The organism is Streptomyces sp. DSM 40750 (genome assembly GCF_024612035.1).
GTDB lineage: Bacteria > Actinomycetota > Actinomycetes > Streptomycetales > Streptomycetaceae > Streptomyces.
In genome coordinates, this window is the sequence record NZ_CP102513.1 from 3100423 (window position 1) to 3116587 (window position 16165).

Below are 16165 nucleotides of genomic sequence, written 5' to 3' on the forward strand. Positions count from 1 at the left end.
CCCCCTCCCCACTCACCCCACATCGTTCGCTATTTTGTTCGCCGCCGTCCTCACCGGCTCGTCATCAGTCCCGCACCCACAAGGAGCCGGTCGTGGAACCCGAATCCCCGTCGCCGTCCGAGCCCGCCGTCACCACCTGCTACCGCCACCCGAAAGTGGAGTCGTACGTCCGCTGCACCCGCTGTGAGCGGTTCATCTGCCCGGACTGCATGCGGGACGCGGCCGTGGGCCACCAGTGCCCGGAGTGCGTGAAGGAGGGCGCGAGAACGGTCCGCCAGGCCCGCACGGTCTTCGGCGGCCGGATCTCGACGGTCCCGCTGGTGACGTACGTCCTGATCGCCCTGAACCTCATGGCCTACGTGGCCGAACTGCTCCGCCCGGAGATCGTGGACGACTTCGCGATGCTGGGCCGGGGCCTGGCCGGCCCGGACGGCCTCCACTACGTCTGGCAGAGCGCCTACCCGGCCGACTTCCACCTCGAAGGCGTGATCGACGGCGAGTGGTACCGCCTCCTCACCGGCGCCTTCCTCCACCTCCCGCCCACCGAGGGCACCTTCGGCATCCTCCACATCGTGATGAACATGGTCACGCTGTGGAACGTCGGCCGGGTGGTCGAGTCCCAACTGGGCCGCACCCGCTACCTGGCCCTGTACCTGATCTCGGCCCTGGGCGGCTCGGTCCTCGTCCTGCTGCTGGCCCCCGACGCCAGCGCGGTGGGCGCCTCCGGCGCGATCTTCGGCGTCTGCACCGCGTACTACGTCCTCGCCCGCCGCCTGGGCGCCGACCCCGCGGGGATCAACCGCTTCATGGCGGGCCTGCTGGTGTGGCTGGTCATCTCGGCGGTCGTCACGTCTTGGCAGGGCCACCTCGGAGGGCTCCTCACCGGCGGCCTGATCGCCCTCGGCTTCGCCTACGCGCCCCGGGACCGGCGGCGGGTCCTCGTGCAGTCAGGGGCCTGTGTGGTGATGCTGGCGCTCCTGGTGGTGCTGGCGGTCGCGAAGGTTTCGCAGATGACGGGCTGAGCGAGCCGCGCCCGCCGGCAGCGGAGATTCCGCCGCCGGCGGGCGCGCCCGAACATGCAACGGCGCCTGCCCAGTCGTCCGGTCGGGGACTGGCGGGCAGGCGCCGTCTCGGGGGGTCTGGGGGGTTATCCCCCCCCAGATGACCCGCCCGTACGCCGTTGTACGGGACGTATATGGGTCCGGGGGATCAGACCATCAGCGAACGGTCCGTGGGCCGGATCGGCGCCGGCAGTTCGCTCGCCCCCGTCAGGAAGCGGTCGCAACCCCGAGCCGCGGAGCGGCCCTCGGCGATCGCCCACACGATGAGCGACTGGCCACGGCCCGCGTCACCGGCGACGAACACACCCGGCACGTTGGTCTGGAAGTCGTCGTCGCGGGCGATGTTGCCGCGCTCGTCGAGGTCCAGGCCGAACTGGTCGACCAGGCCGTTCTCCCGGTCGGTGCCGGTGAAGCCCATGGCGAGGGTGACCAGCTGGGCGGGGATCCTGCGCTCCGTGCCCGGCTTCGGGGTCAGCTTGCCGTCGATGAACTCGACCTCGGTGAGGTGCAGGAACTGGACGTTGCCGTCCTCGTCGCCCTCGAAGTGGGTGGTGGAGACGGAGTAGACCCGCTCGCCGCCCTCCTCGTGCGCGGAGGTGACCTTGTACAGCATCGGGAAGGTCGGCCACGGCTGGGCGACCGGGTTCCGGTCGTCGTTCGGGCGGGGCATGATCTCCAGCTGCGTCACGGAGGCCGCGCCCTGGCGGTTGGCCGTGCCCACGCAGTCCGCGCCCGTGTCACCGCCGCCGATGACGACGACGTGCTTGCCCTCGGCCGTGATGGGGGGCGCCACGAAGTCGCCCTCCTGCACCTTGTTGGCCAGGGGCAGGTACTCCATGGCCTGGTAGATGCCGGTCAGCTCGCGGCCGGGGACCGGAAGGTCACGGGCGGTGGTGGCGCCCGCGGCGATCACGACGGCGTCGTACCGCTTCTTCAGGTCCGTCGCCTTGAGGTCGCGGCCGATCTCGATGCCCGTACGGAAGCGGGTGCCCTCCGCGCGCATCTGCTCGATACGGCGGTTGATGTGCCGCTTCTCCATCTTGAACTCGGGGATGCCGTAGCGGAGGAGACCACCGATACGGTCCGCGCGCTCGTAGACCGCCACGGTGTGGCCGGCGCGCGTCAGCTGCTGAGCCGCGGCCAGACCCGCCGGGCCCGAGCCGATGACCGCCACCGTCTTGCCGGACAGGCGCTCCGGGATCTGCGGCGCGACATCCCCGCTGTCCCACGCCTTGTCGATGATCGAGACCTCGACGTTCTTGATGGTGACGGCCGGCTGGTTGATGCCGAGGACGCAGGCCGACTCGCACGGGGCCGGGCACAGACGGCCCGTGAACTCCGGGAAGTTGTTCGTCGCGTGCAGCCGCTCCGACGCCGCCGACCAGTCCTCGCGGTAGGCGTAGTCGTTCCACTCGGGGATGAGGTTCCCGAGCGGACAGCCGTTGTGGCAGAACGGGATGCCGCAGTCCATGCAGCGCGACGCCTGCTTGCTGATGATCGGCAGCAGGGAGCCGGGGACGTAGACCTCGTTCCAGTCCTTCAGGCGTACGTCGACGGGGCGGGACTTGGCGACCTCGCGCCCGTGGTTGAGGAAGCCCTTCGGGTCAGCCATTGATCGCCGCCTCCATCATCTTCTCGGTGATCTCGGTCTCGGAGAGACCGGCCTGCTCGGCGGCGGCCTTGGCGGCGAGCACTGCCTTGTACGTACTGGGGATGATCTTGCTGAAGCGCTCCACGGCCACGGGCCACTCGGCGAGCAGCTTCTCGGCGACCGTCGAAGCGGTCTCCTCGGCGTGGCGGCGCACCACGTCGTGCAGCCACTGCTTGTCGTCGTCGGACAGGGCCTCGATGGCACCCACGTTGCCGACGTTGACGTTGTCGCGGTTCAGGTCGATGACGTACGCGATGCCGCCCGACATACCGGCCGCGAAGTTGCGGCCCGTCTCGCCGAGGACGACCGCGTGACCGCCGGTCATGTACTCGCAGCCGTGGTCGCCCACGCCCTCGGACACCACCAGGGCGCCGGAGTTGCGGACACAGAACCGCTCGCCCGTACGGCCGCGGAGGAACAGCTCGCCGCCGGTCGCGCCGTAGGCGATGGTGTTGCCCGCGATCGTCGAGTACTCGGCGAGGTGGTCGGCGCCACGGTCCGGGCGGACGATGACGCGACCGCCGGAGAGCCCCTTGCCGACGTAGTCGTTGGCGTCGCCCTCCAGGCGCAGCGTCACACCGCGCGGAAGGAACGCGCCGAACGACTGGCCCGCCGAGCCGGTGAAGGTGATGTCGATGGTGTCGTCGGGCAGACCGGCCCCGCCGAACTTCTTCGTCACCTCGTGGCCGAGCATCGTGCCGACCGTGCGGTTGATGTTGCGGACCTTGACCTGGGCGCGCACCGGCTGGGCGTCGGTCGCGTCCGAGGCGGCGAGGGCGTCGGCGGCGAGCTTGATCAGCTCGTTGTCGAGCGCCTTCTCCAGACCGTGGTCCTGCTCGATCAGCTGGTGGCGCACCGCGCCCTCGGGCAGCTCGGGCACGTGGAACAGCGGATCCAGGTCCAGGCCCTGCGCCTTCCAGTGGTCGACCGCGCGGGTCACGTCGAGCGTCTCGGCGTGGCCGACGGCCTCCTCGATGGAGCGGAAGCCCAGCTCGGCGAGGATCTCGCGGACCTCCTCGGCGATGAACTCGAAGAAGTTCACGACGTACTCGGCCTTGCCGGCGAACCGGTCGCGGAGCTCCGGGTTCTGCGTGGCGATGCCGACCGGGCAGGTGTCCAGGTGGCAGACGCGCATCATGACGCAGCCGGAGACGACCAGCGGCGCGGTCGCGAAGCCGAACTCCTCGGCGCCGAGCAGCGCGGCGATGACCACGTCACGGCCGGTCTTCAGCTGGCCGTCGGTCTGCACGACGATGCGGTCGCGCAGGCCGTTGAGCAGCAGGGTCTGCTGGGTCTCGGCGAGGCCGAGCTCCCAGGGGCCGCCGGCGTGCTTCAGCGACGTCAGCGGCGAGGCACCCGTGCCACCGTCGTGACCCGAGATGAGCACGACGTCCGCGTGCGCCTTCGACACACCCGCCGCGACCGTGCCGACGCCGACCTCCGACACCAGCTTCACGTGAATCCGCGCCTGCGGGTTCGCGTTCTTCAGGTCGTGGATCAGCTGGGCCAGGTCCTCGATGGAGTAGATGTCGTGGTGCGGCGGCGGGGAGATGAGGCCCACGCCCGGCGTCGAGTGCCGTGTCTTCGCGACCCACGGGTACACCTTGTGGCCGGGCAGCTGACCGCCCTCGCCGGGCTTGGCGCCCTGGGCCATCTTGATCTGGATGTCGTCCGCGTTGACCAGGTACTCGGAGGTCACACCGAAGCGGCCGGAGGCGACCTGCTTGATCGACGAACGGCGCGCCGGGTCGTACAGACGGTCCGGGTCCTCGCCGCCCTCACCGGTGTTGGACTTGCCGCCCAGCTGGTTCATGGCGATGGCGAGCGTCTCGTGCGCCTCGCGCGAGATCGAGCCGTACGACATGGCGCCGGTCGAGAAGCGCTTGACGATCTCGGAGACCGACTCGACTTCATCGAGCGGAATGGGCTGCCGGTCGGACTTGAAGCCGAACATGCCACGCAGCGTCATCAGGCGCTCGGACTGCTCGTTCACACGGTCCGTGTACTTCTTGAAGATGTCGTAGCGGCGCGTACGGGTCGAGTGCTGGAGGCGGAAGACCGTCTCCGGGTCGAACAGGTGCGGCTCGCCCTCGCGGCGCCACTGGTACTCGCCGCCTATCTCCAGGGCGCGGTGGGCCGGCGCGATGCCGCTGGCCGGGTACGCCTTGGCGTGGCGGGCGGCGACCTCCTTGGCGACGACGTCGATGCCCACGCCGCCGATCTTGGTGGCCGTGCCGATGAAGTACTTCGCGACGAACTCGTCCGCGAGGCCGACGGCCTCGAAGACCTGGGCGCCGCGGTAGGAGGCGACCGTGGAGATGCCCATCTTGGACATGACCTTCAGGACGCCCTTGCCGAGGGCGTAGATCAGGTTCCGGATGGCCTGCTCGGGTTCGACGTCGGAGAGGAACGTTCCGGCGCGGACGAGGTCCTCGACGGACTCCATCGCCAGGTACGGGTTGACCGCCGCGGCGCCGAAGCCGATGAGCAGGGCGACGTGGTGGACCTCGCGGACGTCACCGGCCTCGACCAGCAGGCCCACGTGGGTGCGCTGCTTGGTGCCGATGAGGTGGTGGTGGACGGCCGCGGTGAGCAGCAGCGACGGGATCGGCGCGTGCTCGGCGTCCGAGTGGCGGTCGGAGAGGACGATCAGCCGGGCGCCGTTGTCGATGGCGGCGTCGGCCTCCGCGCATATCTCCTCGATGCGCGCGGCGAGGGCCTCACCGCCGCCGGAGACCCGGTACAGGCCGGAGAGCGTGGCGGCCTTCATGCCGGGCATGTCGCCGTCGGCGTTGATGTGGATGAGCTTGGCCAGCTCGTCGTTGTCGATCACCGGGAAGGGGAGGGTGACCGACCGGCAGGACGCGGCGGTGGGCTCCAGCAGGTTGCCCTGCGGGCCCAGCGAGGACCGCAGGCTCGTGACCAGCTCTTCCCGGATCGCGTCCAGCGGCGGGTTGGTGACCTGCGCGAACAGCTGGGTGAAGTAGTCGAAGAGCAGGCGCGGGCGGGCGGACAGCGCGGCGATCGGCGAGTCCGTACCCATGGAACCGAGCGGCTCGCCGCCGGTCTTGGCCATCGGCGCGAGGATGACGCGCAGCTCCTCCTCGGTGTAGCCGAAGGTCTGCTGGCGGCGGGTGACCGAGGCGTGGGTGTGCACGATGTGCTCGCGCTCGGGCAGGTCGGAGAGCTCGATCTCCCCGGCCTCCAGCCACTCGGCGTACGGCTGCTCGGCGGCGAGGCCGGCCTTGATCTCGTCGTCCTCGATGATGCGGTGCTCGACGGTGTCGACGAGGAACATCCTGCCGGGCTGCAGACGGCCCTTGCGGACGACCTTGGCGGGGTCGATGTCGAGGACGCCGACCTCGGAGCCGAGGACGACGAGGCCGTCGTCGGTGACCCAGTAGCGGCCGGGGCGAAGGCCGTTGCGGTCGAGGACCGCGCCGACCTGCTTGCCGTCGGTGAAGGTGACACAGGCCGGGCCGTCCCAGGGCTCCATCATCGTGGAGTGGAACTGGTAGAAGGCGCGACGGGTCAGGTCCATGGAGTCGTGGTTCTCCCACGCCTCCGGGATCATCATCAGCACGGAGTGCGGCAGGGAGCGGCCACCGAGGTGGAGCAGCTCGAGGACCTCGTCGAAGGACGCGGAGTCGGAGGCGTCCGGTGTGCAGATCGGGAAGATCCGGTCCAGCTTCTCGGCAGGGCCGAACAGGTCGGAGACCAGCTGGGACTCGCGGGCGACCATCCAGTTGCGGTTGCCCTTGACCGTGTTGATCTCACCGTTGTGCGCGACGAAGCGGTAGGGGTGCGCGAGCGGCCACGACGGGAAGGTGTTCGTGGAGAACCGGGAGTGCACGAGCGCGATCGCGGAGGCGAAACGGCGGTCGGACAGGTCCGGGAAGAAGGGCTCCAGCTGGCCGGTGGTCAGCATGCCCTTGTAGACGATGGTCCGCGCGGAGAGCGAGGGGAAGTAGACGTCGACCTCGCGCTCGGCGCGCTTGCGCAGCACGAAGCTCTTGCGGTCGAGGTCGATGTCCTTCGATGTGCCGTCGGCGACGAAGACCTGACGGAAGGAGGGCATCGTCGAGCGGGCGGTGGCGCCGAGCAGCTCGGGGGCGACGGGCACCTCGCGCCAGCCGAGGACGGTCAGGCCTTCCTCGGCCGCGATGGCCTCGATGCGGGCGACGGCGTCCTCGGTGCCCTCGTCGGGCAGGAAGCCGGTACCGACGGCGTACGAGCCGGCCTCGGGCAGCTCGAATCCGGCAACCTCACGGAAGAACGCGTCGGGAACCTGCGAGAGAATGCCGGCGCCGTCGCCGGAGTCGGGCTCGGAGCCGGTCGCACCGCGGTGCTCCAGGTTGCGGAGAACCGTGAGCGCCTGCTCGACCAGCGCATGGCTCGCCTCGCCGGTGAGGGTGGCCACGAAGCCGACGCCACAGGCGTCGTGCTCGTTGCGGGGGTCGTACATACCCTGCGCAGCAGGGCGAGCATCCATGAACGACCACTTCTGGCCATTCGTGGAGTGCTGGGACGGCTGGCGCGGCGTACGCATCGGCTCTCCCGTCGTCGTCATCTGGCATATGCGGTTGCCGAGGGACGACGCTGGCCCTCTGCGTAAAGTGCAAAATTTCGTGCAGGTTACATGATGGAACGATTCTCGGGAAGCGGATACTTCGTCCCAACATGCGGACGCCACGGGCGCGGGGTACTGCGCACGGTGGCGTGATCAAAGGGGGGTCGACCGGACAGATCGGTGTCGGTCACCCGGGGGTACGGGAGGCGTCGTCGCCCACTACTTCAGGTGCTGTGCAGGCGTCTTTGCCCGCGGCGCTTACGGCTCATGCCCAGCGGTTAAGCATTCGAAACCGCCTGGTAACGACTACTTATACGGTCCCACGCATACGTAGCCATCCGATCCATCATACGGCCGCTCCGAACAGACTGCCCAGGGCGTACGTCACACCCGCCGCGGCACCCCCGAGGGCCAGCTGACGCAGTCCGCTGAACCACCAGGTCCTGGCCGTCACCCTGGCCACCAGCGCGCCGCACCCGAAGAGTCCGGCGAGCGCCACCAGCACGGCCGGCCACAGGGCGCCCGCGCCGAGCAGATACGGCAGCACGGGCAGCAGGGCGCCCAGCGCGAAGGAGCCGAAGCTCGACACGGCGGCGACGGTGGGCGAGGGGAGGTCGCCGGGGTCGATGCCCAGCTCCTCCCGGGCGTGGATCTCCAGGGCCTGCCCGGGATCGTGCGACAACTGCCTCGCCACCTCACGGGCGAGCTTCGGCTCGACACCGCGCGCCTCGTAGAGCGCGGCCAGCTCCCGCTCCTCGTCCTGGGGGTACTTGCGCAACTCCCGCCGCTCGACGTCGAGTTCGGCCTCGACGAGTTCGCGCTGCGAGGCGACCGAGGTGTACTCGCCGGCGGCCATGGAGAAGGCCCCGGCGGCGAGCCCCGCGAGACCGGCGACGACGACCGCCTCCCGGCCGGTCGTCCCGCCCGCGACGCCGGTCATCAGCGCCAGGTTGGACACGAGCCCGTCCATCGCACCGAAGACGGCCGGCCGCAGCCAGCCGCCGTTCACGTCCCGGTGGGTGTGATTGTCGCGGTGCGCCTCGTGCGGCGCGGCTTCGGTGTCGGTGATCGCCATACCTCGAACGTACGCTCGGAAAATCGCTTCTGCCAGCAAGGAAGGCCGTACTTACCCGGGCCCACCCGACGGCCCGACGGGCGGTCTCGATTGTTCGAGGAATCGTTGCCGCTCATTCGTACAGGACCCTGCACAGATGTCGACCGGGTGATACGGACGCGTTCCGGGGGCCGGTGGGGCACTCGATGTGGCAGAGATCTTCACAGCGAAAGCTTCGAAATCCTCAGAGCGGATCAACTGCCCATAGGGCCAGACCTGCCCACCGGGCCAGAGAGGCGCCATATGCCTTCCATCGCCTGCATTCCCTCGGCTCCGGCGCCGGGGGACGCCGCCGACCTCCGCGAGCGGGCGCGCGGGGCCATGCTGGGGCTCGCCGTCGGGGACGCGCTGGGGGCGCCCGCGGAGAACTTGAAGCCCTCCGAGATCCGAGCGCGCTGGGGGCGCATCACGGGGTACGTGGCCGAGAACCCCTCGGGCACGGACGACACCGAGTACGCCATCTTCTCCGGGCTGCTGCTGGCCCGGCACGGCTCGGCGCTCACCGTCGCCCATGTGGAGACGGCCTGGCACCAGTGGATCGCGGACCTCGACGAGGGCCCGTTCCGGGGCGCCGGCTTCAGCGAACGCGGCACGCTGGAGAACCTCCGCCGGGGCCTGGCCGCCCCGATCTCCGCCCAGCACCGGCACGCCTGGAGCGACGGCCTGGCCATGCGCGCGGCCCCCTTCGGCGTGTTCGCGGCCGGCCGACCGGCGGAGGCCGCCCGCCTGGTCGCCATCGACGGCTCGGTCAGCCACGACGGCGAGGGCATCTACGGCGGCCAGGCGGTCGCCGCCGGCGTGGCGGCGGCCATGGCGGGCGCCCCCACGATCGCCGTCGTCGCCTCCGCTCTCGCCGTGGTCCCGGACGACTCCTGGACCGCCCGCTCGCTGCGCCGCGCGGTGGCCGTCGCCCACCGCGGCGAACGCGCGGTCCGCTCCGCCGTCGTCATCGGCGGCTACCCCTGGACCGATCTCGCCCCCGAAGCCGTGGCCCTCGCCTTCGGCGCCTACGCGGCGGCCGACGGCGACTTCGTCGAGTCCGTCCTCACCGCCGTCAACATGGGCCGCGACGCCGACACCACCGCCGCCGTCGCCGGCGCCCTGGCCGGCGCGACCCGGGGCGTGTCCTCGATCCCACCCGAGTGGACCACCGCGATCGGCCCGGCGAGGGGCAGCTGCCTGCCGTCGATGGCGGGCCATCACGTCCTGGACGTGGCAGAGCTCCTGGTACCGGGCGAGGGCGGCAAGTGGGGCACCAACACGGATCCCCTGCACCGCGAAGAGTGGCCCCCACCGGATCCGAGCGCCTTCACCCTGGCAGCCGACGACAAGACGGAGACCCCCTCATGACCCCACCCGCTCCGTGGGACGAGACGGCACCTGCCGCGGCACCGGCCTCGTGGGACGACAGCACAGCTGCCGCGACACCAGCCTCCTGGGACGAGACGACACCTACCGCGACACCAGCCTCCTGGGACGAGAACACAGCTGCCGCAACAACCACCTCGTGCGGCGCGGCGCCACCCCGCGCCACTGCCACTCCGTACGACAAGACCACATCCCGCACCGCACCCGCACCGGGCGACAGGACCAAGCCCCGCACCACACCCACGCCGAACGACAAGACCACACCCCACACCACACCCACCTCGTGGGCGACGAACACACCGGTCGGGATCGAACTCGCGGTCGTGGTGAAGCCGATCGAAGCCGGACCCCCGGTCGCCAACGGTGAGGACGCCCCACAGGGGCCACCCGCACCCGACGATGAAAGTCGCACGGGTGGTGCGGGTGGGAAGACGAAGGCCGAAGGCGAAGCCGAGGCCACGGCCCGCAACCCCCGCCGTATCGAAGGCCTCCTCCTCGGGCTCGCCGCAGGCGACGCCGCCGGCTGGCCCGCCGCCCGGCACCGGGCCGCCCGGATGCCGGAGTGGACACGACGGCTCACCCGAGAACTGGACACGTTCGCCGAGCAGAACGCGACGACCACCCTGCCGGTCCCCATCGCACTCAACCAGCCCCCCGAGCCACTGCGCCTCGGCCCCTCCGACGACGCGGAATGGGCGGCGTTCGCGGCGGAGGCCGTCCTGCGTGCCGGAGACGCGGGCGCACTCGGCGACCTGAGCCTGGAGCGCCGCACCCGCGCCTCGATCGACCTCTCCTGGAACGCCGTGGCCAGCGAGATCGCGGCCGCCGCCGAGCGCGCCCCCGAGGTCGAGTCCGCCGTACTCCCCCTGCGCGCCCGCATCTCCGTACGCGCCGGACTCGGCAACCTCGCCACCGGCCTGCGCCCACCCGCCACCGGGCACGACAACCCGCACTACTTCGACGACGCGGCCTGCGTACGCGCCTGCGTACTGGCCGTCGCCCACCCGGGCGACCCCCAACGCGCCGCCGATCTGGCCGAGTTCGACGCCCGCTACACCCAGGACGGCGACGGTGTGCACGGCGCCCGCGCGATGGCCGCCGCGCTGGCGCTGGCGCTCGTCGGCGCGGACATCGACGACTGCACGGCGGCCGCCCTCGCCGAACTCCCCGCGGAGACGGAGATCGGTCGCAACGCCCGCCACGCCCTCCACCTCGCCCACCAGCACAGAAAAGAAGGAACATTCGCTCTCGTCCCCCTCCTTGAGCACCAGATCGTCGACCACGTCTACAGCTACGGCATCGCCGCCGCCGAGACCGTCCCCGTGGCCCTCGCCCTCGCCACCGCCGCCCGCGGCCGGATCGCCGAGGCCGTCCCCGCCGCCGCCTGCCTCTCCCGCGTCGCCGACTCCGCCCCGGCCCTCGCCGGCGCCCTGACCGGCGCGCTCAGCGGCGGCACCGCCATCCCCGACGCCTGGCGGGACGCCTGCCGCACCCTCTCCGGCTGTGCCCTCCCCCGCCTCACCGGTACCGATCTCGTACACCTCGCCGAACTTCTCGCAGCCACGGAACTCGCCGTCCCAGGAGGATGATTCGGGCATGACGCCCCCAACGGAAGCCAACCAGCACGCACTGCCCCATGCCGAACAAAGCGCTGAAGCAAGCCTCGAAGAGCGCATCACCGGAGCCCTGGTCGGTGCAGCCGTGGGCGACGCCCTCGGCGGCCCCGTCGAGGGCTACACCCCGGAGCAGATCCTCGAACGCCACGGCGGCCGGGTCCACGGCATCGTCGGCCCCTGGAACGGCGACGCCTGGCGCACCGCCCGCCCCATCGCGCCGTACCACAAGGGCGACGGCCACGTCACCGACGACACCTTGATGACGCATGCGCTGGTACGGGTGTACGACCGCGTCCGCGACCACCTGGACGCGTACGCCGTCGCCGAGCACCTGGTGCCGGACATGATGACGACCCCGCGCTGGATCCCCGAGCTGGAGGCGGAGGCCCTCCCCCTCCAGCGGGTCTTCCTCGCCGAGAAGTGGCTCGTCGCCCGCATCCACTACGGCCACATCGACCCCCGCGAGGCCGGCACCGGCAACATCGTCAACTGCGGCGCCGCGATGTACATGGCCCCGGTCGGCCTGGTCAACGCGGCCAACCCGGCCGGCGCGTACGCCGAGGCCCTCGACATCGCGGGCGCCCACCAGTCGTCGTACGGCAGGGAGGCGGCGGGCGTGTTCGCGGCGGCCGTCGCGGCGGCGTGCGCACCGGGTGCGACCGCCGAGTCGGTGATCGAGACCTCCCTCGCCCTGGCCAAGGACGGCACACGCACGGCGATCGAGTCGGTGTGCGAAGTGGCCGACCGGTACACGGACTTCGAGTCGGCGCTACGACCGCTCCGCGAGGCGGTCACCCCGTTCGACACGGTCGGCCCCGACTACCGCGCCCCCTCCCTCGGCGCCCGCCGCCCCTCCCGCCTCCACGCGATCGAGGAACTCCCCATCGCGCTCGGCATGTTGCTCGTGGCCCGCGGTGACTACCGCCACGCGGTGCTGGGTTCGGTGAACTACGGCCGCGACTGCGACTCGATCGCCACGATGTCCGGCGCTCTGGCAGGCGCGCTGGGCTCGGAGATCCCGTCCGACTGGGCCAAGACGGTGTCGGAGGCCAGCCGCCTCGACCTCCACACCCCCGCCACGACCTTGACGGAGGTCACCCTCCAGATCCACGACCAGGACGTACGCCGCCGCCGCGCCCACGAGTCCGCCTTCACCATCCTGGCGCCCCTTCGGTGACCCCCCTCCGCCTCACCTGGGTCCAACCGGAGGACCTCCTCGGCCACGAACTCCACCAGGCACGACAGGACGGCCGCGAACCCTCCGCCATCGCCGCCCGCTGGCAATCGGCGGGCGGCCCCCCGGCCCCCCTCCGCGCCGGCGCGTCCGCTCAACCTGCCTCCCGCTACCTGCGTCTCCTGGCCGAGGATCTGCTGGACGAACTGGCAGACCTACCGAGTAGCCGGGCGGAGAGTGAGCCGACAGAACTGAGCAAGATCAAGGCCCTGTGCGTCAACTGGCCCGCTCGCCCTGCTCTGCCCGGCGCAGTTCCGGAAGGAAACCCACCCACCCCAGCCACCCACCTCCCCCGCCTGGAAGCCGCCTGGCTCGGCCGCGCCGTCGGCTGTCTCCTGGGCAAACCCGTCGAGAAACTCCCCCTCACAGCCATCCGCCGACTCGCCGCCGCCGCCGGCAACTGGCCCCTCACCACCTGGTTCACCGCCCGAGGCGTCCCCCCGGACCTCCTCACGGCCCACCCCTGGAACCGCCGCTCCGCCCCCACCTCCCTCGCCGAGAACATCGACGGCATGCCCGAGGACGACGATCTCAACTTCCCCCTCCTCAACCTCCTCCTGCTCGCCCGCCACGGCAGACACTTCACCACCACCGACGTGGCGACGCTCTGGCTCGACGAACTCCCCGCCGGCCGCACCTTCACCGCCGAACGCATCGCCTACCGCAACCTGCTCACCGGCGTCGAGCCCCCGCACACCGCCCGCCGCCGCAACCCGTTCCGCGAATGGATCGGCGCCCTGATCCGCGCCGACGTCCACGGCTGGACCAACCCCGGCGACCCGGCCGCCGCAGCGGAACAAGCCCACCGCGACGCCACCCTCACCCACACCGCGAACGGCGTCTACGCGGCGATGTTCATCGCGGCCACCATCGCCGAGGCCGCCGCACCCGAAAGCCCCACCACAACCCCCGGCACAGCCCCAACCACCGGCACCGGCACAGGCAGCGGCACCGGCACCGGCACCGGCACCGACATCCACCACTGCCTACGCACCGGCCTCACCGTCGTCCCCCCGAACTCCCGCCTGGCGAAGGCGATCCACCATGCCCTCCAACTCACCGCCGAAACCCGCGACTTCGACACGATCGTCGACGAACTCCACACCACCTACGCCGACCACCACTGGGTCCACGCCATCCCCAACACCGCCCTGCTCACCGCCGCCCTCACCCACGCGAACGGCGACTTCACGGCCTCCATCTGCCGCGCGGTGTCGGGCGGCTGGGACACCGACTCCAACGGCGCGACGGCGGGCAGCATCGCGGGCCTCCTCGCCGGCTCCCCGGACGCGCTGCCCGACCGCTGGACGGCCCCCCTCAAGAACCGCCTGACCACCTCGATCGCCGACTTCAACGGCGTCGGCTTCGACACCCTGGCCCAACTCACCCTCCGGGAGACCCGCCACCCATGACCCAGGCGTACGACCCCCCGCTCACCCACCTGAGAGTCCTCGACCTCGCCACCCTCTTCGCCGGCCCCCTCGCCGCCACGATGCTCGGCGACTTCGGCGCGGAGGTCATCAAGGTCGAGCACCCCACGAAGCCGGACCCGTCCCGCGGCCACGGCCCCTCGAAGGACGGCGTGGGCCTGTGGTGGAAGCTGCTGGGCCGCAACAAGCGCACCCTGACACTGAACCTCTCCAAGCCCGGCGGCCGCGACACCCTCCTCCGCCTCGCCGCCACCTCCGACGTGATCATCGAGAACTTCCGCCCCGGCACCCTGGAGAAGTGGGGCCTCGGCTGGAAGGAGCTGTCGGCGGCGAACCCGCGCCTGGTCCTCGCCCGCGTCACCGGCTTCGGCCAGTTCGGCCCGTACGCGCACCGCCCCGGCTTCGGCACGCTCGCGGAGGCGATGAGCGGTTTCGCCGCGATCACCGGCGAGCCGGACGCCCCGCCGGTCCTGCCGCCCTTCGGCCTCGCCGACTCGATCGCGGGCCTGGCGACGGCGTACGCGGTGATGACCGCGCTCGCCGCGCGTGACCGTACGGGCGAGGGGCAGGTGGTCGACATGGCGATCATCGAGCCGATCCTCACCGTCCTCGGCCCCCAGCCCCTCTGGTACGACCAGCTCGGCCACGTCCAGCCGCGCACCGGCAACCGCTCCGCCAACAACGCGCCCCGGAACACCTACCGCACGGCGGACGGTTCCTGGGTGGCGGTCTCCACCTCCGCCCAGTCCGTCGCGGAACGGGTGATGCGCCTGGTCGGCCGCCCCGAGCTGGTCGACGAGCCCTGGTTCGGCTCGGGGGCCGAGCGGGCCGGCCACGCGGACGTCCTGGACGAGGCGGTCGGCGCGTGGATCGCCCGCCACACCCGCGAGGAGGTCATCGAGGTGTTCGAGAAGGCGGAGGCGGCGGTCGCCCCCATCCAGGACGTACGGGAGGTGATGACCGACCCCCAGTACCGTGCCCTGGACACCATCACGACCGTCGACGACCCCGACCTCGGCCCCCTGCGCATGCAGAACGTCCTCTTCCGCCTCTCCGCCACCCCCGGCGCCATCCGCTGGGCGGGCCGCGCGCACGGCGCCGACACGGACTCGATCCTCACCGAACTGGGCCTGTCCGAGCCGGACATCGAGACCCTCCGCCGGGAGGGCGCCCTGTGACCCTCCAGCCGACGACGCCCATCCCGCTCACCTGGCTGTACGTCCCCGGCGACCGCCCGGAGGTGGTCGCCAAGGCCCTGGCCTCCGGCGCGGACGTGGTGATCGTGGACCTGGAGGACGCGGTCGCCCCCGACCGCAAGGACTACGCCCGCGCGGCCACCGCCGAACTCCTCTCGGCCGCTCCCCCCGTCCCGGTCCACGTACGCGTGAACGCCCTGAACACCCCACAAGCCGCAGAGGACCTCAAGGCCCTCTCCCCCCTCCCCGGCCTGGCGGCCCTCCGCCTCCCTAAGATCACGTCCCCCGCCGAGGTCGTGAGCGTCGCGGAACGAACCGCACCGGCCGAAGGAGGCGCGATCCCCCTGTACGCCCTCCTCGAATCGGCCCTGGGCGTGGAACGGGCCTACGACATCGCCGCCTCCCACCCCGCGCTCCACGGCATCACCCTCGGCGAGGCGGACCTCCGCGCCGACCTGGCCGTCCACCATGACCCGGCCCTCGACTGGCCCCGCTCCCGAGTGATCCTCGCCGCCCGAGCCGCAGGCCTCCCCTCCCCCGCCCAGTCGATCTACCCGGACACGAAGGACCTCGAAGGCCTGGCCGCCTCCTCCGCCCACGGCCGCACCCTGGGCTTCCTCGGCCGCGCCGCCATCCACCCCCGCCAACTCCCGGTGATCGAACGCGCCTACGCCCCCACCCCGCAGGAAATCGAGTCGGCCGAGCAGATCCTCGAAGCCGCAACCACAACCCGCGGCGCCCAAGCCCTCCCGAACGGCCGCTTCATCGACCCAGCGGTCGTAGCGGTCGCCCACAGAACCCTGTCCCTGGCCCACCGCGCCCCCAGACACTGACGTCCCACACCCCGGAACCAAAAACCCACCCGCCCTGAAAGGGCGGGTGGGTCGGGGGAACATCCGTCACGAAGCGGCGGATCACAGCAACC

At 71.3% G+C, this 16165-nt stretch carries 10 protein-coding genes; 7 read left to right on the forward strand and 3 right to left on the reverse strand.

The window, feature by feature from the left end; translation table 11 throughout:
- The first annotated feature begins 92 nt into the window (after window positions 1-92).
- On the forward strand, window positions 93-1022 hold the full coding sequence (locus tag JIX55_RS13840; RefSeq protein WP_257563608.1) for a rhomboid family intramembrane serine protease: 930 nt from the start codon (window positions 93-95) through the stop codon (window positions 1020-1022).
- A gap of 187 nt (window positions 1023-1209) precedes the next feature.
- Here JIX55_RS13840 and JIX55_RS13845 read toward each other — a convergent pair whose 3' ends face one another.
- From JIX55_RS13845 to JIX55_RS13855, 3 genes are all read right to left on the reverse strand, one after another.
- On the reverse strand, window positions 1210-2673 hold the full coding sequence (locus JIX55_RS13845) for a glutamate synthase subunit beta (protein WP_257563609.1): 1464 nt from the start codon (window positions 2671-2673) through the stop codon (window positions 1210-1212).
- On the reverse strand, window positions 2666-7261 hold the full coding sequence (gene gltB / locus JIX55_RS13850; RefSeq protein WP_257563610.1) for a glutamate synthase large subunit: 4596 nt from the start codon (window positions 7259-7261) through the stop codon (window positions 2666-2668). The genes JIX55_RS13845 and gltB overlap by 8 nt, the downstream gene beginning before the upstream one ends.
- 367 nt (window positions 7262-7628) lie before the next feature.
- Window positions 7629-8357, reverse strand: a complete 729-nt coding sequence (locus JIX55_RS13855) for a VIT1/CCC1 transporter family protein (RefSeq protein ID WP_257563611.1) — start codon at window positions 8355-8357, stop codon at window positions 7629-7631.
- A 282-nt stretch (window positions 8358-8639) separates the two neighbouring features.
- Here JIX55_RS13855 and JIX55_RS13860 point away from each other — a divergent pair, with 282 nt between their 5' ends.
- Genes JIX55_RS13860 through JIX55_RS13885 form a run of 6 tightly spaced genes read left to right on the forward strand, consistent with a single transcriptional unit; the run spans window position 8640 to window position 16073 of the window.
- The gene (locus JIX55_RS13860) at window positions 8640-9746 is read left to right on the forward strand and encodes an ADP-ribosylglycohydrolase family protein (RefSeq protein WP_257563612.1); all 1107 of its coding nucleotides are present in this window, start codon (window positions 8640-8642) and stop codon (window positions 9744-9746) included.
- The gene (locus tag JIX55_RS13865; protein WP_257563613.1) at window positions 9743-11353 is read left to right on the forward strand and encodes an ADP-ribosylglycohydrolase family protein; all 1611 of its coding nucleotides are present in this window, start codon (window positions 9743-9745) and stop codon (window positions 11351-11353) included. Before JIX55_RS13860 ends, JIX55_RS13865 begins: the two co-directional genes overlap by 4 nt.
- A 7-nt stretch (window positions 11354-11360) precedes the next feature.
- Window positions 11361-12557 (forward strand): ADP-ribosylglycohydrolase family protein, encoded by a 1197-nt coding sequence (locus JIX55_RS13870; RefSeq protein WP_257563614.1) that lies wholly within the window; start codon window positions 11361-11363, stop codon window positions 12555-12557.
- On the forward strand, window positions 12554-14026 hold the full coding sequence (locus JIX55_RS13875; protein WP_257563615.1) for an ADP-ribosylglycohydrolase family protein: 1473 nt from the start codon (window positions 12554-12556) through the stop codon (window positions 14024-14026). The genes JIX55_RS13870 and JIX55_RS13875 overlap by 4 nt, the downstream gene beginning before the upstream one ends.
- Window positions 14023-15222 carry a CaiB/BaiF CoA transferase family protein gene (locus JIX55_RS13880; RefSeq protein WP_257563616.1) on the forward strand — a complete coding sequence of 400 codons (1200 nt, stop codon included), beginning with the start codon at window positions 14023-14025 and terminating at the stop codon, window positions 15220-15222. Before JIX55_RS13875 ends, JIX55_RS13880 begins: the two co-directional genes overlap by 4 nt.
- Window positions 15219-16073, forward strand: a complete 855-nt coding sequence (locus JIX55_RS13885) for an HpcH/HpaI aldolase/citrate lyase family protein (RefSeq protein ID WP_257563617.1) — start codon at window positions 15219-15221, stop codon at window positions 16071-16073. Before JIX55_RS13880 ends, JIX55_RS13885 begins: the two co-directional genes overlap by 4 nt.
- Window positions 16074-16165: the final 92 nt, after the last annotated feature.